This window comes from Caballeronia udeis (assembly GCF_044909315.1).
GTDB classification, from domain to species: domain Bacteria; phylum Pseudomonadota; class Gammaproteobacteria; order Burkholderiales; family Burkholderiaceae; genus Caballeronia; species Caballeronia udeis_A.
Genome location: NZ_JBIYEB010000006.1, coordinates 136,187 through 155,540, shown reverse-complemented (window position 1 = coordinate 155,540; position 19,354 = coordinate 136,187). Strand labels below are relative to the sequence as shown.

The 19,354-nt window shown below is 58.0% G+C and carries 25 protein-coding genes and 3 pseudogenes; 17 read left to right on the top strand and 11 right to left on the bottom strand.

Translation table 11 applies throughout. The features are described 5' to 3' along the window. Positions 1–8 precede the first annotated feature (8 nt). On the top strand, positions 9–1,091 hold the full coding sequence (locus tag ABH944_RS12380) for a Rieske 2Fe-2S domain-containing protein (RefSeq protein WP_404606202.1): 1,083 nt from the start codon (positions 9–11) through the stop codon (positions 1,089–1,091). Between the two features lie 247 nt (positions 1,092–1,338). Here ABH944_RS12380 and ABH944_RS12375 read toward each other — a convergent pair. The 5 genes and pseudogenes from ABH944_RS12375 to ABH944_RS12355 form a co-directional block, all read right to left on the bottom strand. Further along, positions 1,339–1,533: pseudogene (locus ABH944_RS12375) on the bottom strand (PIN-like domain-containing protein); the annotation flags it as partial. Beyond that, positions 1,530–1,706 carry a DUF433 domain-containing protein gene (locus tag ABH944_RS12370; RefSeq protein ID WP_404606200.1) on the bottom strand — a complete coding sequence of 59 codons (177 nt, stop codon included), beginning with the start codon at positions 1,704–1,706 and terminating at the stop codon, positions 1,530–1,532. The pseudogene ABH944_RS12375 and the gene ABH944_RS12370, both read right to left, overlap by 4 nt. A 69-nt stretch (positions 1,707–1,775) precedes the next feature. Further along, entirely contained in the window at positions 1,776–2,195 is a 420-nt protein-coding gene (locus ABH944_RS12365; protein ID WP_404606198.1) for a hypothetical protein, read from the bottom strand. Between the two features lie 273 nt (positions 2,196–2,468). After that, complete coding sequence (locus ABH944_RS12360) at positions 2,469–2,975, bottom strand: hypothetical protein (RefSeq protein ID WP_404606196.1); 507 nt, start codon at positions 2,973–2,975, stop codon at positions 2,469–2,471. A 565-nt stretch (positions 2,976–3,540) separates the two neighbouring features. Continuing rightward, positions 3,541–3,885 (bottom strand): hypothetical protein, encoded by a 345-nt coding sequence (locus ABH944_RS12355; protein ID WP_404606194.1) that lies wholly within the window; start codon positions 3,883–3,885, stop codon positions 3,541–3,543. A 356-nt stretch (positions 3,886–4,241) separates the two neighbouring features. On the opposite strand from ABH944_RS12355, the gene ABH944_RS12350 reads away from it, so the two are divergent. From ABH944_RS12350 to ABH944_RS12330, 5 genes and pseudogenes are all read left to right on the top strand, one after another. Beyond that, positions 4,242–4,469, top strand: coding sequence for a type II toxin-antitoxin system HicB family antitoxin (locus ABH944_RS12350; RefSeq protein ID WP_404606490.1), 228 nt, complete (start codon positions 4,242–4,244; stop codon positions 4,467–4,469). Further along, a pseudogene (locus ABH944_RS12345) lies at positions 4,403–4,564 on the top strand (phage late control D family protein); the annotation flags it as partial. The gene ABH944_RS12350 and the pseudogene ABH944_RS12345, both read left to right, overlap by 67 nt. 52 nt (positions 4,565–4,616) lie before the next feature. Continuing rightward, entirely contained in the window at positions 4,617–4,871 is a 255-nt protein-coding gene (locus ABH944_RS12340) for a type II toxin-antitoxin system RelE family toxin (RefSeq protein WP_404606192.1), read from the top strand. Continuing rightward, entirely contained in the window at positions 4,855–5,184 is a 330-nt protein-coding gene (locus ABH944_RS12335) for a helix-turn-helix domain-containing protein (RefSeq protein ID WP_404606190.1), read from the top strand. Before ABH944_RS12340 ends, ABH944_RS12335 begins: the two co-directional genes overlap by 17 nt. A gap of 289 nt (positions 5,185–5,473) precedes the next feature. After that, positions 5,474–5,950: a hypothetical protein gene (locus tag ABH944_RS12330; RefSeq protein ID WP_404606188.1), complete on the top strand. Its 477-nt coding sequence runs from the start codon at positions 5,474–5,476 to the stop codon at positions 5,948–5,950. 254 nt (positions 5,951–6,204) lie between these two features. Here the strand turns inward: ABH944_RS12330 and ABH944_RS12325 are convergent, their stop codons facing one another. Beyond that, the gene (locus tag ABH944_RS12325; protein WP_404606472.1) at positions 6,205–6,735 is read right to left on the bottom strand and encodes a S24 family peptidase; all 531 of its coding nucleotides are present in this window, start codon (positions 6,733–6,735) and stop codon (positions 6,205–6,207) included. A gap of 37 nt (positions 6,736–6,772) precedes the next feature. On the opposite strand from ABH944_RS12325, the pseudogene ABH944_RS12320 reads away from it, so the two are divergent. The 3 genes and pseudogenes from ABH944_RS12320 to ABH944_RS12310 all read left to right on the top strand — a co-directional run. Continuing rightward, a pseudogene (locus tag ABH944_RS12320) lies at positions 6,773–7,162 on the top strand (tyrosine-type recombinase/integrase); the annotation flags it as partial. Positions 7,163–7,475: 313 nt separating this feature from the next. Further along, a complete protein-coding gene (locus ABH944_RS12315; protein ID WP_404606186.1) occupies positions 7,476–8,690 on the top strand; it encodes a PIN domain-containing protein in 1,215 nt (404 codons plus the stop codon). Positions 8,691–9,083: 393 nt separating this feature from the next. Further along, on the top strand, positions 9,084–9,725 hold the full coding sequence (locus ABH944_RS12310; RefSeq protein ID WP_404606184.1) for a hypothetical protein: 642 nt from the start codon (positions 9,084–9,086) through the stop codon (positions 9,723–9,725). A gap of 156 nt (positions 9,726–9,881) precedes the next feature. Here the strand turns inward: ABH944_RS12310 and ABH944_RS12305 are convergent, their stop codons facing one another. Genes ABH944_RS12305 through ABH944_RS12295 form a run of 3 tightly spaced genes read right to left on the bottom strand, consistent with a single transcriptional unit; the run spans position 9,882 to position 11,338 of the window. Next, positions 9,882–10,154: a hypothetical protein gene (locus ABH944_RS12305; protein WP_062084913.1), complete on the bottom strand. Its 273-nt coding sequence runs from the start codon at positions 10,152–10,154 to the stop codon at positions 9,882–9,884. A 14-nt stretch (positions 10,155–10,168) separates the two neighbouring features. Next, on the bottom strand, positions 10,169–10,846 hold the full coding sequence (locus tag ABH944_RS12300) for an MgtC/SapB family protein (RefSeq protein WP_404606182.1): 678 nt from the start codon (positions 10,844–10,846) through the stop codon (positions 10,169–10,171). Between the two features lie 24 nt (positions 10,847–10,870). After that, positions 10,871–11,338 carry an NUDIX hydrolase gene (locus ABH944_RS12295; protein WP_063977785.1) on the bottom strand — a complete coding sequence of 156 codons (468 nt, stop codon included), beginning with the start codon at positions 11,336–11,338 and terminating at the stop codon, positions 10,871–10,873. 209 nt (positions 11,339–11,547) lie between these two features. Between ABH944_RS12295 and ABH944_RS12290 the strand changes: the two genes are divergently transcribed. Further along, on the top strand, positions 11,548–11,943 hold the full coding sequence (locus tag ABH944_RS12290; protein WP_062084915.1) for a hypothetical protein: 396 nt from the start codon (positions 11,548–11,550) through the stop codon (positions 11,941–11,943). Positions 11,944–12,204: 261 nt separating this feature from the next. Here ABH944_RS12290 and ABH944_RS12285 read toward each other — a convergent pair whose 3' ends face one another. Next, positions 12,205–13,242 (bottom strand): phage portal protein, encoded by a 1,038-nt coding sequence (locus ABH944_RS12285; protein WP_062084916.1) that lies wholly within the window; start codon positions 13,240–13,242, stop codon positions 12,205–12,207. Further along, positions 13,239–15,020 (bottom strand): terminase ATPase subunit family protein, encoded by a 1,782-nt coding sequence (locus ABH944_RS12280; RefSeq protein WP_404606179.1) that lies wholly within the window; start codon positions 15,018–15,020, stop codon positions 13,239–13,241. Before ABH944_RS12280 ends, ABH944_RS12285 begins: the two co-directional genes overlap by 4 nt. Before the next feature lie 163 nt (positions 15,021–15,183). On the opposite strand from ABH944_RS12280, the gene ABH944_RS12275 reads away from it, so the two are divergent. The 7 genes from ABH944_RS12275 to ABH944_RS12245 all read left to right on the top strand — a co-directional run bounded on the left by ABH944_RS12275 (position 15,184) and on the right by ABH944_RS12245 (position 19,354). Continuing rightward, the gene (locus ABH944_RS12275) at positions 15,184–16,200 is read left to right on the top strand and encodes a GPO family capsid scaffolding protein (RefSeq protein WP_404606177.1); all 1,017 of its coding nucleotides are present in this window, start codon (positions 15,184–15,186) and stop codon (positions 16,198–16,200) included. 45 nt (positions 16,201–16,245) lie between these two features. Beyond that, complete coding sequence (locus tag ABH944_RS12270; RefSeq protein ID WP_404606175.1) at positions 16,246–17,250, top strand: phage major capsid protein, P2 family; 1,005 nt, start codon at positions 16,246–16,248, stop codon at positions 17,248–17,250. Positions 17,251–17,252: 2 nt separating this feature from the next. Continuing rightward, a complete protein-coding gene (gpM, locus tag ABH944_RS12265) occupies positions 17,253–17,912 on the top strand; it encodes a phage terminase small subunit (RefSeq protein ID WP_404606471.1) in 660 nt (219 codons plus the stop codon). A 119-nt stretch (positions 17,913–18,031) separates the two neighbouring features. Continuing rightward, positions 18,032–18,523 carry a head completion/stabilization protein gene (locus ABH944_RS12260; protein WP_404606174.1) on the top strand — a complete coding sequence of 164 codons (492 nt, stop codon included), beginning with the start codon at positions 18,032–18,034 and terminating at the stop codon, positions 18,521–18,523. Continuing rightward, positions 18,523–18,729, top strand: a complete 207-nt coding sequence (locus tag ABH944_RS12255) for a tail protein X (protein WP_062084920.1) — start codon at positions 18,523–18,525, stop codon at positions 18,727–18,729. Before ABH944_RS12260 ends, ABH944_RS12255 begins: the two co-directional genes overlap by 1 nt. A 16-nt stretch (positions 18,730–18,745) precedes the next feature. Beyond that, positions 18,746–19,084 carry a putative holin gene (locus ABH944_RS12250; RefSeq protein WP_062084921.1) on the top strand — a complete coding sequence of 113 codons (339 nt, stop codon included), beginning with the start codon at positions 18,746–18,748 and terminating at the stop codon, positions 19,082–19,084. A gap of 3 nt (positions 19,085–19,087) precedes the next feature. Next, positions 19,088–19,354 (top strand): phage holin family protein, encoded by a 267-nt coding sequence (locus tag ABH944_RS12245; protein ID WP_062084922.1) that lies wholly within the window; start codon positions 19,088–19,090, stop codon positions 19,352–19,354.

Below are 19,354 nucleotides of genomic sequence, written 5' to 3'. Positions count from 1 at the left end.
TGCGCCCAATGCAACCCTTTGAACCTGCTTCTTCCTCGGCTCCCTCTGGCGACACGAGTGCTGCCGGTGACGCGCCCACCGCGCCCGATACCGCATTGCTCGGCGAATGGCTGCCGATATGTAATAGCGCCGATGTGCCGGCCGGGGAGTCGCGTGGGTTTGTGGTGGCGGGCGAACGGTTGGTGGTCTGGCGCAACGCGCCGGAGGCTGACGATCCTGTAGTGCAGCCCGATATTTCCACCGATGCCCATGTCTGGCGCGATCGCTGTCCGCATCGCGGGGCGCAGTTGTCCTTGGGTACGGTGACGGGCGGCTTACTTGCATGCCCGTATCACGGCTGGCGCTACGACGCGGATGGCCAGTGCATCCACATTCCCGCCAATCCGTCGATACGCCCAGCGAAGCGCGCTTGCGCGCGCACTTACCGCGTGGAGGAGAGATACGGCGCGGTATGGACGTGTCTCGGCGAGCCTTCGCTTCCGCTCGATTTCTTTCCGGAATACGACGCGCCCGGTGCGCGCCGGATCAATCTCGCGGCGCAGACGGTGCGTTCATCGGCGCCGCGCGTGGTCGAGAATTTCCTCGATATGGCGCATTTCCCATTCGTGCATACCGGCATTCTCGGCGATGCATCGCATACGGAAGTGCAGGATTACGAAGTGATTGAAACTGAGGGCGCGCTTGAGGCGCGGCAATGCCGCTTCTGGCAACCAGCGGGATTGCCTGGACAGGTGGGAGTGGATATTGAGTATGTGTATCGCGTAAAACGGCCGCTGGTGGCGAGCTTGTCGAAGGTGGCGCAGCATGGTTCGGGCGCGTTGCATCTAATGCTGGTGGCGTCGCCGGTGAGCGAAACGGAGACGCGGGCGTGGCTGGTGTCAGTGTTCGAGGACGAATCCACGCACTCGGATCAGGAATTGTATGACTTCAATATGCGGATATTGATGCAGGACACGCCGGTGGTGGAATCGCAATGGCCGAAACGGCTACCGCTTGATCCGCAGGCGGAGTTGCATCAGGTGTGCGACAGACTGTCGGTGGGGTATCGGAGGTATTTGAGGGAGCGGAGGTGGGGGTATGGGACGGAGTGAGGGGGAGAAGGTGTGCGGCTTTGCTCAAGGACGACAGCGGAATCTGTTCGAATTTTCCATTGCTGTATCGCCATGGCACGCGCAACGCCGCACCACCTTTTATTTTCCGGCTTTGATCGAGTACTGATGGCCACCATTTGACGAGATTTTGCGCCTTGTCCCAATGCTGGCGTTCTGTCCACTGTCGATGAAACACGAACGTTATCAGGCCGGAATCCCGCAGGGCTTTGCGCTCGATGTCGTTTTTACGAAAAGCATCCTGCGATAGAACAACCCAACGCCCTTCCTCGCCTAGCGCTTTTATCCAATCGTGGTCCTTCGCGTCGGGTGCAAACCTGTCACTCAGATGTATGACACGCGCAACGGTCTTTTCGACGCGGAAGAGTTCCTGGATAGCGTGAGCCAGATGCGGAGAAAGATTGTTGTCGAAAAAAAACTTCATGCCGCCATCCGCTCGTAGCGAATGGCGGCTTCGACTGCCGCGACCGGGATGTCGAACAGCGATGCAACCATCTTCTTGTCTTTCTCAGCCTTGAACGCCTCGGCGACAATTTCCGTTCTCACGCCATAGTCGGTAAGCACGGGTTTGCCGAAGGCGATTTCCGGATCGAGCACGCTCGCCTTGCTGTGCTTCAGCGGGAACCAACGAGTTGCCTGGCCGTGGCCAGCAAACTCGATCCCGGCTTACAGCGCCGGGCGAACGACGTGTTCGAACACCAACTGACGCTTGGCAAGATCGGTCATTTCAGAATCGCCGGCTTCCTGCAAGGCTTCGGAGAAAATCGATTTGCCATCGGTCAAAAAACGATGTGCGGTGAACGGATACTCAGTTCCAAACATTACCTTCGCGCCTTCAATAGCAGCACGAATCACCTGAAGCGGAACGTCATGATTGCGGAAGGCCTTGACGATACGTAACTCCATCAGGTCACGAAAACCGATCACCTTTTCATCGAGATCCGCGAGCTGAGATTTCCACAACGGAGCGCCGACACCGCCCTTGAACGTGTAGCCAAACAGCCAGCGGCTCACTTCGCGCGCTTGAGCGCCGGTGAGCCGTTCTGCTTCCTGGAGGGTGTATAGGCTAATGCCAGTGAGTTCCATGCGGACATTCTACAGGTGAGCGCAACGTCGGCTTGACGAGGTTTTTTGGCATTTTTTGTCGATCGATTGCGTCCTGTCGATATGAGCAGGTCGGTGGCAAATGCGCCTACTCGGCTGAATCCGTCGGGGCCTCGGAGGGCATCCTTACGCCTTACTGATAGTTAGATGAAATATCGCGTAATGAGCACCCGAGCAAATCATCAAAAGATCTCTAATACGAGGTCGTTAACGACGGTAGCAGCTACTACACTCATACGTCGTTCCAGCAAGAATTCACGCTAACCACTCGGAGCAATGCATGTCTATTTCAGCACTGACAGGATCGGCTGCTAGCGCCGAGCCGTGGGCGGTTAACCGCATCCGCGAAAACCAGCAAGACGGGAATAGCGGCGACTCTTCGTCGACCACATCGACGGGAAGTGCCAACGGCGCAAACCCGCTGGCGCAGGCTATTGCCGCGACGCTGTCCCAACTTGGATTGACGTCATCGAGCGACACGTCTTCAACGAGTTCGAGTTCAACCTCGACACCCCCGACCGATGCAACCTCCAGCACGTCGTCGTCGGCGACCTCGGTCGCCGCAGCTCTGCAGCAATTTCTCGGCGCGCTGTTCCAGGCGGCTGGGCAGCAGGGAAGCTCGGACCCGACATCGACGAGCACCACCGACAGTGACACCACCACTAGTGCTATTGCGGCAACCAGCGCAACTAGCACCGGCTCAACCGCGACCGCGGCGACCAGCACGGCCTCGACAACCGCTCCTACGACGACCAGTGACACGACGCGGGCTCATCACGGCGGGCATCATCGGCACGGTGGTGGCGGCGGTGATCTTGCGTCCCAAATCTCCGACCTGGCTGATTCGTTGACCTCCAGCTCAAGCAGCACCACGTCGACTACAGGGACGACCAGTTCATCGACCGATTCGAGTAGCGTCGGTGGTTTGACGTCGGATTTTCAGAATCTGCTATCGGCATTGGGCACGACATCCGGCAGCTCGTCGAGCAGCACGGGTGCTCAGTTACAGACCTTCCTGCAAAGTCTTGCAAGCAACCTTCAGCAACAAGGTGCATCCAGCGCCAGCGGGATGTTCGTCAACACAGCAGCTTGAGGTAGAGACCGGGCGAGGCACGGCTGACTTTCAGTCGTGACTTCGCTTGCGTTCGGAAATGACTGCGCTGGTGACTAGACTGCAACTCGCAGTGGTTTAGGCGCCGTTTTGAAGGTAATTTAGATGTGGTGAGATCGTGGCGGGAAGGCGTGTGCATCCGTTACCCTGCTGATGTCGCTTATAGGCGAACGTCCATCTCCACGATTACGTTCTGCAATCTGCTGCCAGACGTAGTTAGAGTGCATCGTGACAAAGCGCCATCATCCTCTGCACCATTGTGCTTGAACCGTTGAGTTCCATTTCATCGGTGAAGAGTGCCGACACACTCGACAGCCGAACCGCGACTCCGGCCTCCAGCAAATCCTTACTGGCAATCTTCAGCGCAAGTTGACCCATTTGGACTCGGTCGAGCCAGTGCATCTTCAACTCTTTCTTCCTCAGCCACCGACGGCAACATTCAACAACATGGTCCACGCGCCATTCTTCCGTCAGGGCGTACGATGCCGCCGCAATCGCGACCAGGAAACATAGCAAGTCGGCACGCGCGCTATCGTGTTCGATGAGTTCAGCTTTAGTCATGCTTTATCGTCCTGCCTACGCTCGTTTATCAACATCACCACATGTGGGCGTGAGCACGAGAATCAATATTGGTGAGCCGCTGCCCCTCGCCCCAACCGGTTGATTTCCACAGGGAACCGGACTTCTCCGGTAACGATCGCGCTGCGAGCAATCGCCGGATTTTATGCCCGTGGTCCGGGCTCGTCCACCGCGAGCCATCCGGTGGATAGCATGTGCAAGTCTACAGTTCAGCCGTGTCAACGATTCGAATCTGGAAATATCAGAACCGCTCCGGTAGGTGATCTTAAACTGCAAGGCATCGAATAATCGCAAGCCAGCAAGAGGTTTGCACTCTGCGACGAAAACAGGAAAACACAATGTTCCGCTACCCTGCCCGACTCAAGGCCGACGAAGCCGGTTTTACGGCGACGTTCCGCGATATTCCCGAAGCCATCACTGCTGGCGAGACTCGCGAGGAAGCTATCGGGATGGCCACCGACGCGCTGGCTACCGCAATGGATTTCTACTTCGAAGATATCTGTCAGGTTTCAAACCTCAAATCGATGACGAGTCATAGCTCGTTAAACGCGTTAAGCATTCGGTAGGCGATGGCGGGTTCACGACCGGCCTAGAACTCGAAATGCGCGACGACCCGACAAGCGATCGCCACCGCTCGCACTTCCGAAGGAACGGGAAGTGAAACCTTATATCATCCCTTGCTGCATCCTTATATTCGACTTATAATTGCCTGCATGAGCAAAATCAGCTGGACGTCGAAAGCGACGAAGCAGGCGCGCAAGCTCGATAGGCCCGTTCGTGTTGCGATCGTCGACGCGGTTGAACAACTGGCCGCGATGCCGGATTGCCAGAACGTGAAGGCGCTGACAAACCACCTCTACGGCTACCGTCTGCGAGTTGGCAATTGCAGGGTACTTTTTGATTGGGATGGCTCAATCAAAATCGTCGAAATACAGGAAGAGAGGAAACGCGATGACCACACCTACTAACATTCAAACGATCAACGGCCCGGACGGAAAACCGGCCTTTGTCGTGATTCCCTACGCCGAATACGTCGCGCAGCATGCGCGCGACAATGACTTGATACCGCATGAAGTAGTGCGCCGCACGCTCGCCAATGACATACCGCCGGCGCGCGCGTGGCGTGAACACCTAGGGCTAACGCAAGCCGAAGTCGCCGCACGGCTTGGCGTCTCTCAGTCGGCCTATGCACAGCAAGAAAGCAGCGCGCGCTTACGCGCTTCGTCTCGCGAGAAGATCGCCGGCGCGCTTGGCATCACGGCCGCGCAACTTGATTTTTGATCGGCACCGCGAACAAGTGCCAACTTACGAAGAGAGCATCGGGGACACCGAGCGCGCCCTACGCCGTCGCATTAAGGCCGCGCACGAGTCCTTCGAACCCGGCTCGGACCAATTCATTGCGTGCCTTGGCACCTGCTACACCGAGCTCGAAGGCGTTGGCCGAAACGTTGCTATTGCCCCCGTCGACGAAGCCCGCTTGCGGGCGCTTATCGAGCGCGAGCGCCCATAGGCGCGACCCTCTTTCGGCTACGATTGGCTTCCGGTAGCCAGTGCCATCAGGAGCAAGCAAGTGTCACTGTTCAATTTCACCAAACCGAAGGGTGACATGTCCCTCGCGTTCAGCCTCGATGGAATCGAGAGAATTATTTATGGAGAGACCGACGCGGTATTGGACCGCTTGCAGGCTATAGGGGCAGCACTGACGCTCTTTCCAATCAAGAGTGCCTCCACCCCGGAGCCGTCGATGAAATGGATGTACGAGTTTACCGACGGGATGACATCAGAGCAGGCCCAGGAAGCCTTCGACGGAGTCATTGCTCTTATGGAAACGCTCAAGGCCGGCAGTGAAGCGCCATACCATGCGGATGGAACCTTGACGACTAGCAAATCTGGCGCACTCCTGACGACGTGGAGTGGCACCGAGATCGGCTTTCCTTTTCGGGGAGTAAGTCAGCGGATGCAGGGTGGTCAGATCCAACAACGTATTGCTGAACCGAAAGGTGACGATCTGCACCTCCGCTTGGTCGTCGACGGCGTGAGGAAGTAGCATCTACTTGCACATGGATCGTTAGCCAGGCAAAGGGGCACATCAGCTTTTCTTCGAAGGAAGCGCGCTACTGGCAGATCAAGGACTACGGCCGGGTGTTGCTGAATCAGGTGATCGAGACAAACGGAAAAGTCCAATGAAAAGGAGGGGAAGGCCAATCTCTTGCCGCCGATAAGTGCATCATCCGCAATTCCTGAAGATGACGATTCCCAACTCACTCAATCGAGCGGCGAAGAGAAAAGCCGAGACGGCCACTAGCGCACGTACCGCAAATGCCCAACGCAATACCCGATGAATTCGACTTGGGCGGCCTGGTCCGCATCTAATGTTTCGAATGGATAGTTCGGGTTATCGTTCATCAACTTCAGAGCGCCGTCGTGCAATCGTTGTACGCGGCGCACTCGAATCGTGTCGGCAAAGCGCACGACATACACGCCATCTATTTCGCGTTCCAGGCGATCGACGAGCAAAACGTCGCCGCTCAACATGGTCGGCGCCATGCTGGTTCCCTCTACCCGCAAAGCGAATAAATCGCTTTCGCAAAGCCCCTCATCTCGCAACCAATCACACGGTAGTCTTACCGATAGCTGTGGGCTGTCGTCGCCCAAGAAGGCGGCTAAATCGAAAGCGGGAATCTCTTTGTAGGAAGCGGGACCGGCTTGAATGTGGGCGCCGTGCAACGCTAATTCAGATTCCTCGATGCCTGGTTGACCTCGACCGAGAACCAACCAATCGAGACTGACCTTGTGTTGCTCGGCGATGCTCACGCATTCGCTCAACGGCATGCGATCGCGGATTTTCCAGACCGCGACCTGACTGCGGGACCAGGCGAAGGCCCGGCGAGCGATCGCGGTGCCCTTGTCGGAGTCGGCGGTCGCGGTACTGCGCCGGCAAGTGGCGAAAAAGCGCAAGCCGGAATTCACGGCGAGCGTGTTCGTCTATCGCGGTCGGCCGGTGTATCAAACCGTGACCCAAGCTTGGCACGACGCCTGTGCCAAAGCCGGCATCCGTGATTTCAGGTGGCACGATTTACGCCACACCTGGGCGAGCTGGCATGTGCAGCGCGGCACACCATTGCAGGTGCTCAGGGAGCTGGGAGGATGGGAAACGCTGGAAATGGTGCAGCGGTACGCGCACCTGTCGGCCGATCACCTGGCGCAGTGGGTACGGCCGATGATGGTGCATGCAGGACCGCAGTTAGCTGCAATTTAGCTGCAATTCGGGGGGGTGGGAACGGGTGAAATCGCTGAAAGCCTTGTGGCTATTGGTGCGCCCGGCTGGGATCGAACCAGCAACCCCTGCCTTCGGAGTTTTACCAGCGCACCACGATCCTTTATAAATCAATGCCTTGCGCAACTCGCAAACTGCAAAACCAAGGCTAAACAAGGCCATTCAAGGCCGTCCAAGCCCATCCAAACTGTACTTTCACTGTACTCACGTTAATGTAGACTTCGGCAAAAGCCTAGGTACCATGCCTAGGGCAAGAGGGCAACCGCAACTATTCTTCAATCTGCCGGGACGTGTTATGGCTGAACACAAAAAGCATGTGGTTCACGTCATGCTGGACACAAACATTGTGTTCACCCCAAAAAACATGCACCACTTCTTCTCGCGGCAGGTAGGAACGGTGATACGGGATTTCGCAACCCATACCGATGTTGCGGTGCGATGGATGGTCCCGGCGATGGTTCGATCGGAGCGAATCTGGCAAATGACAGGACTTGCCGTAGGGCACCTCAATGCCACCCGCAACATGCAAAAGCTTTTCGGCCAGATATGGGTCGAAAATGAGGATGCCATCGCAAGCGCCATTAGCAAGACGGTAGACGAACAGCTTCGTTCCTTAAGCACCGAAATTATCGAATGCAATGTCTCGCTGGTAGATTGGACAACGCTCATCTCAGCAGCAGCACTGCGCCTCCCTCCTTTTTCTCCAGGCGATTCTGAAAAGGGGTTTCGAGACGCGGTCATCTGCGAAACCATTTACCAGCGAATCAAACAGATCCCGCTCGGCGACGAGACGTGCATTGTCGTAAGTGGTGATCATCTGCTTCGGGAGACCGTCGGCAAACATCTAGGTGTAACGACTTCGGTAAAGCTTGTAAAAAGCCTCGACGAACTGAGAAACGAAATTAATTTTCTCGCGTCACCAATCGACGCGGAAACGGCACAAGCATTGTCGTTCAAGGCAGGTGAAGTTTTCGAAAAATCGGGGCTTTGGAAAATCTTCCGCGATCAACTCATTCCGGATTTTGCAAACGAGTTCCTGGCGGCGCCTCAAGACGTGACGGATATCCGACTCGGCCAAAGCTGGCTTTCGTTGCCTGTATTCATCCAAAAACAAGGTTCACGCTTAGAATTCGCGAGCATTTTCACAATTGAGCGGACCGGTCGGACGTGGGTCCGAGATGTTCCTCAAATTCCACAATCCTCATTCAACGACGACATGCAGCGGATGGCCGCGCTTGCTGGCTTAGGGGCAAGCGCGGACCAAGACAAGAAGAAAGGGCCAGAGCCTCTCTCAGGCATTGCGGGATTTATTGCGAGCCAAACACCACCGCCTCCTCCACACGACGCGGGATTGACCTTGGCTTCCCTCGCCGACTACCAGCAAGCGGGCCGGTGGGAGACTGTCGCACTCCCCGAGCTTCACTTCAGCTTTATCTGGAGCGCTGAGTATGATTCCACTGGGCGAATATCGAATCCAAGAAAAGATCGCACCGTTGCGGAACCCCTTTAAGTTCACAGATCGTTTGGGCGCATCAAAGCGCATCAGTTCGACCTGACCGAACTCTCGCCTAGTTGCGTTTGGCAAAGGCCGCCAGCCGCCTCAAGGTCATGCATCAAAACCCTCTACCCAAGCGAAGCCCGCAGGCGGGGAGGGGACTGCGACAGAACAAAGACGGAGTCATCTCGCGCGCGGCGCGGAAGATTTTTGGAATCCATTGACGTCTCAGAGAATTGCGTGAAGGCGAGGTGCGGTCGGCAACGAAATTTCGTCGCCGGGTCTACCCCGCTTAGTGGGATAAAACGCCCGCTGGTCGAGTAAGCTGGCCTTGTTTGCACAGACCATTCGGCGGCGAGTCTCACTTTATGCCGTGGAAATTCCCTCTAATACTAAGTTGGACTCCGCATGACCGACCCTATCCCGCTCACAGTCTCAGTCTTGGCCCTTGCCGTCTCTGCGATCACGGCGTGGTTGACATTGTTTCGCCGCGGCACAGTGCGAATGACTCAGCCAACGGTCATATATTTCGGCCCGGACACGCCACGTCCAGGCGGCCGCGACGGAAATCCAAAGATCTATCTGCGGGCATTGCTCTTCGCCACCTCGAAGCGCGGGCGAATCATTGAGAGTATTCATATCTCGCTTTCACGATCCGAAACCCACCAGAACTTCAATATCTGGGTGCATGGCGAGACCAACAAACTCGTTAGAGGTAGTGGCCTCTTCGTCGGCGAGACTGGCGTTGCCGCCAATCATCATTTCCTCATGCCGGAAGACGGAAGCCACTTTAAATGGTTGGCGGGACATTATCAGCTTGGCGTGCACACTCGCCTCGTGGGTGACAAGGCGCATAAGCTGCTTTTCTCTCAGCCACTCGAAGTCACGTCGGACCTTGCCGCTCAACTGGATAGACCTGGTGTGGGGTTGTACTTCGACTGGGGACCAGACTCATCGCGCTACTTACCACACATCGAACAATGTCCGCCCTTGCACGACCCAGAGCAATTCATCGAAACGCTAGGTCTAACGCCTCATGTCGAACGTTAATGGCCGTCTTGCGTTGTCCCTCGTCCTATCGCGATCGTCGCGAATCAGCTGCAAGTGGACTTCGGCTCAAGCAAATCGAGCGTCTCAAAGCTCGACTGCACCGAACATCGTTAAGCCACTGCCAGTCACGTTAGCTCGCCGATTGGCGCTCGGACACTATTGGCTCTCTTGACTAAAAAGATCATCGACAATTCGCCGCGCAGCGCTGTAACCGCCCATCAAGGCGTCTGCTTCTGTCGCAAACGGGCGACCGCCGGCCTCCCCGAAACGCAGCGGTGAAAATACCGCGATGGCATTACCTGCTTGGAAGATTCTGACTATTGCCACGTAGCCCACACGCGCCGGAGTTCCGCCAGCCTGCCCCCAGCTTAAGTCGGATTCGACGGCCACAACCAGGGTATAGCCGTGATATTCGTATGTACGCGTCATGGCCTACTCCGCTTTTAACTGCCATTCCGGCATTCACGGACACCCGACATTGCTGCCAGCCGTGTACGGATCGTCGCGAACTCGCTGTCTGTCGCGCGTGATAGCCCGACCTGCACCTCGTCGAGTTCAGGGGCGTCGTCAGATTGCTGGACGATGAACTGCTTCACTCGAACACTTCCCGTACCCAGAGCGTTATGAATACTTTCGAGTGAGACGCTGCCGCGTTCGACCACCAGGGTTATATTGCGCTGCTGTTTGACCGAAATGAAGCGACGTTCGAGCGGCTTCACCCCGGCAAGAATGATAAAGATGATGACCGTCGCTCCGATGGCTGCGGTGTACATCCCACCGCCGACCGCCAGACCGATTCCTGCGACCGACCAGAGGCTGGCGGCGGTCGTCAACCCGCGCACGATTTCGCCACGCATCAGGATCGACCCCGCGCCGAGGAAACCAATGCCCGACACGACTTGGGCAGCGACCCGGGAAGGATCGAGCACGACGTTCTTCGTTCCCAGCACATCGGCAAATCCGAACGCAGAGACGAGCATCATCAACGCCGCACCGACACATACAAGCATGTGCGTACGCAAGCCTGCTGCCCAGTTCATTCTTTCGCGCTCGAAGCCGATGACGCTACCGAGTAGAGCCGCCAGGACGAGGCGAGATAGAAGCTCGATATTGCCGATCACGAACTACCCCTTGATATTTTGGTGTTAAATCGGCTGTGAAGCCGTGTCGGCGACGGGGGTGTGGGTCTGGCCCGTCCCGTTTCCGGGACCGTCCGGTTTATCGATGACCACCGACGGCGTTTCGCCGCGATTCTCGTGCGTAAGGAAGAGATCCACGATTTCCCGGGTCGGTATGCTTGTGACGAGCGTCGATATTTTGGTCGGGCTGAACCACCTGCACTTCGAGATTTCGTTACACGGTTCGGGGGACGCGTCCTGAGGAAGATCGACGAAAAAAACGAGATGTCGTTTGCTGAGGCCGCCAAACTGGAACAGGTAGGTGACCTCCGCACCAACAAGCGAAGTCTCTTCTTGCAGTTCGCGCCGGGCTGCGTCCAGCGGCGACTCGGAACGTTTTATGGTGCCGCCGGGTAACGACCACCGCGACCGCTCGCGCGCGACCAAAAGCACTTTGCCGTCCCGGATGCATATGATGGTCGCCCTAGCTTTCATTCTCTCCCCTATAGGACACGCGGCGGCTGCTTTAAAGGCGGATTATGGACCATCCGCGAGCGTCCGTTTTGCCGAAGTGGCCGGAAGGACACGATGACGCGCTGTGGAGGCACCTCGCTGGCGCAACGACGTTGATCGATCTGGTCCTTCTATTTTTGCACAGTGGAGTAAGCTAAAAGTCAGTCCACCGTTGACGGGGAGAACAGGCAATGAAAACGCGTTCGGCACTTGAGATCTGTTTGCCGCTTGCCCTGTTCATCGCGGCGTGCGCCTTGTCGCTTCCAACTCTGATGATCGCTGTCGCCTGGATGACGATTGGCGTTATGTCGCTGGGGCACCGCACACTCGAAAGCTTCCCGATTGACGGGATCAGTCGGAAGTGGCTCCGGGGGTATCGGGGAGCGTGCCTGTTGTTCTACCACCTTGCCTGGTGGCCCTGGTACATGCGGACTCCTCTGCGAGACGGCGCTGATCGAATCGGAAGACGGCTGTTCACAAGGAAAAAATCGCCGCATCGCGAGTCGGAGAATCCGCAGGACAACCTGCCGACCGGCGAGCGTGAGGAGAATAGTAAGAGCGACGCAGGTCAAGGGCGGCGAGATTGACTGGGCCGAAACCGACATGATCGTCGAGCTATCGAAAAAAGGGGGCTGACCGTGCCGCCTATGTCGGCACGGTCAGCCAAGGCGAAAAACCTGGCATCGACTGTCACGATCTCACCCTGCCCTGGAAGCGACCATCCGCTGATTCGACGCGACCGGCGCTTGCTGGTCGATCAGAGATACTCTGACCATATACGTTGTGGCGCGCTTGGCGCTGACAATTGCCGTTCTTGGCGCGCCGCTTTGGGATGAATCCCTGGTCGCCTACGCGATGGAGTTCGACGTCTTGATCGAATAGGGATTGAAGCGCACAACCTCATCGCCAAGCCACTCATTGAGCTGCGCAAATCGCCTTTGCAGGGGTTCGATTTCGTTCGCGCCGAACACTTGCGCGGCCGTGTCGGCCGCACCGAAACCGCCGGTATTGCTCGGCACGATTCCCATAAGCTGCGGCGGTACGCGGTGAGCTGCGAGCAAGTCGTCGCGCGTCACGTTCTTGATGTTGAAAAACTCATCCTTCGCCGTGACTTCCGAAACGGGTATGAGCTGGATGCCGTCTTTCTTTCCGTTCGGCGCGTACATGAACAGGTTTCGGAAATTGCCCGGTCCCTTGCTGTTCTTCAAAGCCTCGCGCATGTTGTCAACATCGGTTTGACTTTGCGCCGCATCGGTCATGTACAGGATGAAACCCGCGTGCGAACCGTTCTCGTAATACCGCCGGCGAAAGAGCGTCGCCGACTCGTTCAACCAGGCCGCGTGTAGGGCGCCGAGATATTCAGGCAAGCCATACACTTCCTGGTTAATGTCCGGCTCCATCAAATGATGGATCGAGCCGACCTCGAACTCGTGTTGCTGTTGCCACCCGTTGACCTGGTAAAACTTCTGCAAGTCTGTCGACCGGCGCAAGTATTTCGACGGTGCGCGTTTGAGCGCGAGGGTTCCGCCAAGCCTCGACCGTTGCCGCTCAATGTATCCATTGCCAAACACCAGGAAATCGAGCGACCACTTATCGAATTCCTCGCGCGTGAGCAACTTGTGCGGAATGAACGTGGCCGAAAGCACGTTGCGTTTAAAGTAAATCGCCGAGCTGTGATGCACGCCAGCTCGAAACGATTTCGCCAGGCCGGCGAGCGACACCGGCGGCTCGAACCACTGACCGGCGGCCCACGTTTCGACGTAGTCAAGTATTTCGGCGCGGTCCATCACTGGCATGGCGTCGCCGAACGTGAAGGCCTCGGCCTTGGGCGGGGTTGAAGGTGCGGCCGGCGGTGCGGCGTGCGTGTGCTGTCTGCGCTTACTCAATTTGAGAACTCCATAAAGCCGGTATTGTTTGCGGTGATGCCTTCTAACGGCTCGTTTCCGAGCGCGTGCAGGCACGCCCACGCTAAGTCTGCGTGGCCTGTTTCCTCGTTCCTGCTGGCCTCATACGTGACTTTCTTGCCGCTCGCCGTCATCGTCTTTCGAATCGCCATAAACGATTGAGCTAAATCGGTCCAACCGGCATCGAATTCGAGCCGGCCCTTGCCGATCACGTTTAGGCCTTTGAGCACCAGGCGGCCTTTCACTTCAGGCGAGTAATTGAGTGCGACCGCGTGCGGGTAGAACTGGCGCACGAGCTGATAAACGCCCTGGCCGATGCCTGTCGTATCGATCGCCATATACGTCACGTTGTATTGCTGTGTGACCTGGCGAATTGCCTCGGCCTGTGCCTCGAAATCCATGCCGCGCCATTGGCACTTATGCAGCACGCGAAACTTGCCACCAGGCACGGCCGGCGGTGCGAGCACGATTAGGCCGGCGGAATCGCCCGATAGGGCAGGGTCATAACCTACCCAAACCGGGCGATATCCGAACGGCCGAGCGGCGAACGGTTTGAAGTCGTCGGCCCATTCATCCCAGGAATCGACCATGCAGCGTTGCAAGTCGGCGAGCGGGAAAATCGACGCGGTATCGTCGATAAACTGGCACATCAACAGGTTCGCGTATTCCTCGGCGCTGTATTCAAGGCGCAGCTCGTCGATATCGAATAAGTCGCAACCGCCGAACACGGCATCCTCGACCGTCACAATCTGGCGCCATTGCCTGTCCTCGCAAAGACGCCCGCCGGCGAGCGCCTTGTGCGTTACGTCCATATGCAAGTGATCGACCTTTGCGCGGCCCCTGTTGTAATGCTCGCCGCTCCAAAACGTATAGGCGCCGTGTCCTATGCTCGATGGCGTTGAAAAATACGTCTTTCTCCATTGCTTGTGCATCGCCATGCCCGAGGCGACTTTGTTGAGCTGTTGGAATCCGCCGACCCAAAAATATTCATCGAAATAAAAATTGCCGTGGTAGCTCTGCGCGGTGCGCGCGTTCGTGCCGAGGAAATAGAGAATCGCCTCATTCGGCAAAACGATCGGCTCGCCGGTCAATTCAACGTCTGCGGCCTCGCGGGCGAACTGGCATATGTACTGCCTGAAAACGTGCGCCTGTGCCTTGCTGGCCGACAAGAAAATTTGATTACGGCCCGTGTTGATCGCGTCGTCTAAGGCCTCGCGTGCGAAATACCAGGTAGCGCCTATCTGGCGCGACTTGAGGATGTTGCGGGTTCGCTGATGGCCTTGCCGATACCAAACCTTTTGATAGTCGAATAACGAATCGAGAAAGGCCTCGCGAATCTGCTGCGCCTGATCGTCGCTGATCGCGTTACGTGTTGCCTTCTCCTTTCGGGGCGCCGTGTTGCGCGCCTCGATATTCGGGTTCAAGTCGCTTTCTTTCCCCGTCTCGCCGTATTTGCGCACGCGCGCCGTGCGCTCGATCTGGCGCATGAGCAAGTCGACCTCTTTGAAGTCGCGGCCGTCTTTCTGGTCCTTCGCAATGAGCACCATGAGGCGCGTTTCGATCGCCGTCTCGATGCGCTCGGCATGCGAGGCATCGGCCCACTTGTCGCGCTGTTTCCACGCCTCGACCGTAGGGCGTTTTTCTCCAATGTGTTTCGCGATCGACGAGACGCGCCAACCCTGCCAGTAGAGCGCGCGGGCTATACGGCGAGGGTCGGCGTTGTTTTCCAGAACGGGGGCAATGTCGGCAGTTTCGAGCATGCGGCAAGCGTACCCGCGACGTGCGCGCGCAAGGAGCCTAAGTGTTTGTATTCAAAGCGAAAACACTCGCCGCTCATTGAGACATTGCGCCCTCGAACGCAATATGTGAACTCACGTTGAACCCTTAAACGACCCCTGTAATAACCCTGTTGGAGACCTAACGATGCAATCTCGCAAGCTGTCGCTTATGTCGTTCGCCGTTGCGGCGATCGCGTTCGCTTTCACGATGGACGCACACGCGGCCACGCTCGCCGTGAGCACCGTACTTGCACCAATCGATTTCGCTGCGCATGGCCTGGGCGCCCTGGGTATCGGTTCCGTTGCACTGGCCGGCGCGAACGCCGACACGGTGAAGCATGCGGCAACGAAGTTTTTCCGCATTGCTGTCGAAGGCGCGACCACGGACGGCCGCAACATCTCGCGCGAATGGCTCACGCAAATGGCGAAGAACTACAGCCCCGAGCTGTACGGCGCACGTCTGAATCTCGAACACTATCGCGGCATCATTCCCGATGGTCCGTTCAAGGCATACGGCGACGTGCTCGCACTCGAAACCCGCGACGAAACGGGCGTGCTCGCTGGAAAGCTCGGCCTCTATGCGCAAATCGCCCCGACGCCCGAACTCGTCGCACTGACGAAGGCAAAGCAAAAAATCTATACCTCGTGCGAAGTCGACCCGTCTTTCGCCGACACCAAGCAAGCCTATTTGATCGGCCTGGCCGTGACCGATAGCCCCGCGAGCCTCGGAACTGAAATCCTTTCTTTCGCAGCTCAAAACCCGGCCGCCTCGCCGTTCGCGAGTCGCAAGGTAAGCCCGACGAACCTCTTTACGGTCGCCGACGAAACGGTGATCGAGCTGGAAGCGGAACCGGCGCCGGCTGCGCCCTCACTGTTCGCTCGCGTTGCCGAGCTGCTCGGCCTGGCGAAAGAGAAGGGCGCCAAAGACGACACGCGATTCGCTGACGTAACGCAAGCGGTCGAAGCGATCGCCACGCACGGCAACGACCAGGCGGCGACATTGGCCGCCCTGCAAGAGACCGTCGCCGAGCTGACGGCCGCCGGCGAGCGCGATCGCCAAGCGTTCGCGGAGCTGCAAACGCAGCTCTCGACAACCGGCAACGGCCAACCCCTGCGGCCGGCGGCAACCGGCGCCAACGCCGAAATCAAAACCGACTGCTAAACCGACCCCCTCGGCACTTCCTCGACCCTTGGAGTAACACACAACATGCAGAACAAAACCCGCCTCGCTTTCAATGCCTACCTGGAAGCAATCGCGCAGCTCAACGGCGTGCCGAGCGCGGCCGCTAAGTTTGCGGTCGACCCGAGCGTGCAACAAAAGCTTGAAACGCGCATGCAGGAATCGAGCACCTTCCTGTCGAAAATCAACGTGATGCCGGTATCGGAACAACAGGGCGAAAAGCTCGGCCTCGGCATCGGCGGCCCGATCGCGAGCACGACCGACACGAAGGTGAAAGATCGCGAAACGACCGACCCGACCGATATCGACTCGCACAAGTATTTCGCCTCGCAAACGAACTTCGATTCGCATGTGCCGTATGCGAAGCTCGACGCCTGGGCGAAATTCGCGGACTTTCAAACCCGCTTGCGCGACGCGATCGTGCAACGCATGGCGCTCGATCGCATCACGATCGGTTTCAATGGCAAGTCTCGCGCGGCAACGTCCAATCGCGGCGCAAACCCGTTGCTGCAAGACGTGAATATCGGATGGCTGCAAGCGTATCGCGATCAAGCTGCGGCTCGCGTGATGGCCGAGGGCAAGGCGGCCGGTAAGGTGCAAGTCGGCGCCGGCGGTGATTACGCCAACCTCGACGCCCTGGTGTATGACGCGGTGAATAGCCTGGTCGACGCATGGCACCGCGAGGATACGGCGCTCGTCGTGATCTGCGGCCGCGAGCTGTTGCACGATAAGTATTTCCCGATTCTCAACCAGGACAACAAGCCGACCGAGCAAGCGGCGGCCGACATGATTGTGAGTCAGAAGCGCATCGGCGGTTTGCCGGCCGTGTCCGTTCCTTACTTCCCGGCCAACGCCATGATGGTTCAACGGCTCGATAACTTGTCGATCTACTGGCAAGAGGGCGCACGCCGTCGCACGATCGTCGACAACGCCAAGCGCGACCGTATCGAGAACTTCGAATCGAGCAACGATGCGTATGTCGTCGAAGATTTCGGCGCTGGTTGCATGGTCGAAAACATCACGGCGGTCTAATGATGAAAAGCCCCGCCCAACGCCATTTTGAACGCGTGTCGGCCGAACAAGCTGCGGCCTCGGCCGCGCCTGGCGAATCCCTTGCCGGCGCAAACGCCTATGAGCTGATGCTTGTAAAGCTGTCGACCGATCGGCGCCGCTTGAAATCGATTGCCTCGATCGAGCAAAAGATCAAGGTAAAGCGCGACGAGCTGTTACCCGATTACGTCGACTACGTGACCGGCTCATTAAGTGGCGGGCGGGGCGCTCAAGACGACGTTTTAACGACGGTGATGATTTGGCGCATCGATGCGGGCGATTACGCCGGCGCGCTCGATATCGCCCGGTATGCAATCAAACATCGAATGACCTTGCCCGATCAATACGACCGGCCGCTCGCGACCGCGATCGCCGAGGAATTCGCCGAGGCGGCACTCGCGGATTTCAAAAAGGGCATTGCGATCGATTTCGTGCAGCTCGGCGAAGTCGCGGAGCTCACCGCGCCGGCCGATATGCACGACCAGGTGCGCGCCAAGATGCACAAGGCGATCGGCTACGCCGTGCAAGGCACCGATAGCGCGCTCGCCCTCCAACACCTACGCCGTGCGCTCGAACTCGATTCGCGCGTCGGCGTAAAGCAAGACATTGCTCGTATTGAAAAAGCGAGCAATGCGGCCGGCTGATACCGCCGACCGCACGTAACTAGCCCCCCGGCTGGGCGGCGCCGGCCGACGAAATGCAACGCCTGACGGTTACGCATTTCCGACGCCGGCCCACCGCCCACATTTTCCGAGCTGAAACCATGACGAGTTTTAACGCGATCGCCGCGCCGAGCATTACCCCCGAACCGAACCCGCCGGCCGCGTCGCTGATTGTCGAAAACATCGATTGGTTTCCGCCTATTGACCTGGCCGCCATGCGCGAAGCGGTGCGGCTCGACGGCACCGTGACACATGCCCGCTTGCGTGATGCGGTGATCGCCGCAATCGACGAAGTAAATCGCGAGCTGTCGACCTGGCGAGCTGCGCACCAGGCCGCGAACGTCGCAAGCCTGGCCGAGCTGCCGGCCGACAAAATCGGCGGTGAGAGCGTGCAGCTCGCGCGATATCGCCGCGCTGTCTATTTCCTCGCCCGTGCAGACCTGACCGAAAAATATCGCGACTTCGATAGCACGAAGTCGGGCGCCGCTGATGCCGACGAGCTGGTGACAACGATCGACGCCGATCGCCGCAACGCGCGCCACGCGATCAACGATATGCGCGGCCTCTCGCGCACAACGATAGAGCTGATCTGATGCGCGTTTATGCACAACAGGGCGATACCGTCGATTCCCTTTGCTATCGCCACTACGGCCGCACGCGTGGCGTCGTGGAGGCAACGCTCGAATTGAATGCGGGGCTTGCCGACCTCGGCCCGATATTGCCGCACGGCCAAGCCGTCGACCTGCCAGAAGCACCGAACGATCAACCAACCATCTCAACCGTAAAACTTTGGGATTAACCAGGAGTGCGCCGCTATGGCCGAACCTAGTACCGCGCTCGCCGTCGCATCGGCCAGCATCGGCATTGCCAGCTTGTTTCCTGGCGTCGACGGAAATGCACTGATCGGCGCATTCACCGGCGCCGCGCTCGTCGTCGTGACCTCGAAAGACCTATCGATCGGCAAGCGTTTCGCCTACCTGGTGATTTCAACCATTGCCGGATATCTGGCCGCGTCTGATGTCGTGCAGTGGACGCCGATAAAGAGCACGGGCGTTGCTGCTTTCTTCGCGGCCGCGCTGGCGATCACGGTGACGCTGCAACTGATCGAGCGAGTGAAAACGTTCGACCTGTTGGCGTTGTTCAAAAGGGGCTGACCTATGCACAACCCTCTCGCATTGATCGCGCTGATCGCCTACACCTTCGCGGCGTTTCGCATCCTCACTTATCGCCGAGACGGGGCGCGCTATCGGCATCACGTCGCCTGGTTTGCATGGCTCTTGCTCGTGGTCCTGGGCGGCTCTGCGATCGAGCTGGCGATCCACGCAAAAGCTATCGGCGTATTCGAAGCCGTGCGGGCGATCCTTTTTACGATTCTCGTTTTTGGCGTGCGGGGCAATGTCGCGCGCCTGCTTAGGAGCGAATAA

Excerpts from the sequence above, each read along its gene's own strand:
- ABH944_RS12380 (WP_404606202.1), top strand. The coding sequence starts at position 9 with ATGCAACCCTTTGAACCTGCTTCTTCCTCGGCTCCCTCTGGCGACACG.
- ABH944_RS12365 (WP_404606198.1), bottom strand. The coding sequence starts at position 2,195 with ATGGAACTCACTGGCATTAGCCTATACACCCTCCAGGAAGCAGAACGG.
- ABH944_RS12355 (WP_404606194.1), bottom strand. The coding sequence starts at position 3,885 with ATGACTAAAGCTGAACTCATCGAACACGATAGCGCGCGTGCCGACTTG.
- ABH944_RS12350 (WP_404606490.1), top strand. The coding sequence starts at position 4,242 with ATGTTCCGCTACCCTGCCCGACTCAAGGCCGACGAAGCCGGTTTTACG.
- ABH944_RS12340 (WP_404606192.1), top strand. The coding sequence starts at position 4,617 with ATGAGCAAAATCAGCTGGACGTCGAAAGCGACGAAGCAGGCGCGCAAG.
- ABH944_RS12335 (WP_404606190.1), top strand. The coding sequence starts at position 4,855 with ATGACCACACCTACTAACATTCAAACGATCAACGGCCCGGACGGAAAA.
- ABH944_RS12325 (WP_404606472.1), bottom strand. The coding sequence starts at position 6,735 with ATGCCGTTGAGCGAATGCGTGAGCATCGCCGAGCAACACAAGGTCAGT.
- ABH944_RS12315 (WP_404606186.1), top strand. The coding sequence starts at position 7,476 with ATGGCTGAACACAAAAAGCATGTGGTTCACGTCATGCTGGACACAAAC.
- ABH944_RS12310 (WP_404606184.1), top strand. The coding sequence starts at position 9,084 with ATGACCGACCCTATCCCGCTCACAGTCTCAGTCTTGGCCCTTGCCGTC.
- ABH944_RS12305 (WP_062084913.1), bottom strand. The coding sequence starts at position 10,154 with ATGACGCGTACATACGAATATCACGGCTATACCCTGGTTGTGGCCGTC.
- ABH944_RS12295 (WP_063977785.1), bottom strand. The coding sequence starts at position 11,338 with ATGAAAGCTAGGGCGACCATCATATGCATCCGGGACGGCAAAGTGCTT.
- ABH944_RS12290 (WP_062084915.1), top strand. The coding sequence starts at position 11,548 with ATGAAAACGCGTTCGGCACTTGAGATCTGTTTGCCGCTTGCCCTGTTC.
- ABH944_RS12280 (WP_404606179.1), bottom strand. The coding sequence starts at position 15,020 with ATGCTCGAAACTGCCGACATTGCCCCCGTTCTGGAAAACAACGCCGAC.
- ABH944_RS12275 (WP_404606177.1), top strand. The coding sequence starts at position 15,184 with ATGCAATCTCGCAAGCTGTCGCTTATGTCGTTCGCCGTTGCGGCGATC.
- ABH944_RS12270 (WP_404606175.1), top strand. The coding sequence starts at position 16,246 with ATGCAGAACAAAACCCGCCTCGCTTTCAATGCCTACCTGGAAGCAATC.
- gpM (WP_404606471.1), top strand. The coding sequence starts at position 17,253 with ATGAAAAGCCCCGCCCAACGCCATTTTGAACGCGTGTCGGCCGAACAA.
- ABH944_RS12260 (WP_404606174.1), top strand. The coding sequence starts at position 18,032 with ATGACGAGTTTTAACGCGATCGCCGCGCCGAGCATTACCCCCGAACCG.
- ABH944_RS12255 (WP_062084920.1), top strand. The coding sequence starts at position 18,523 with ATGCGCGTTTATGCACAACAGGGCGATACCGTCGATTCCCTTTGCTAT.
- ABH944_RS12250 (WP_062084921.1), top strand. The coding sequence starts at position 18,746 with ATGGCCGAACCTAGTACCGCGCTCGCCGTCGCATCGGCCAGCATCGGC.
- ABH944_RS12245 (WP_062084922.1), top strand. The coding sequence starts at position 19,088 with ATGCACAACCCTCTCGCATTGATCGCGCTGATCGCCTACACCTTCGCG.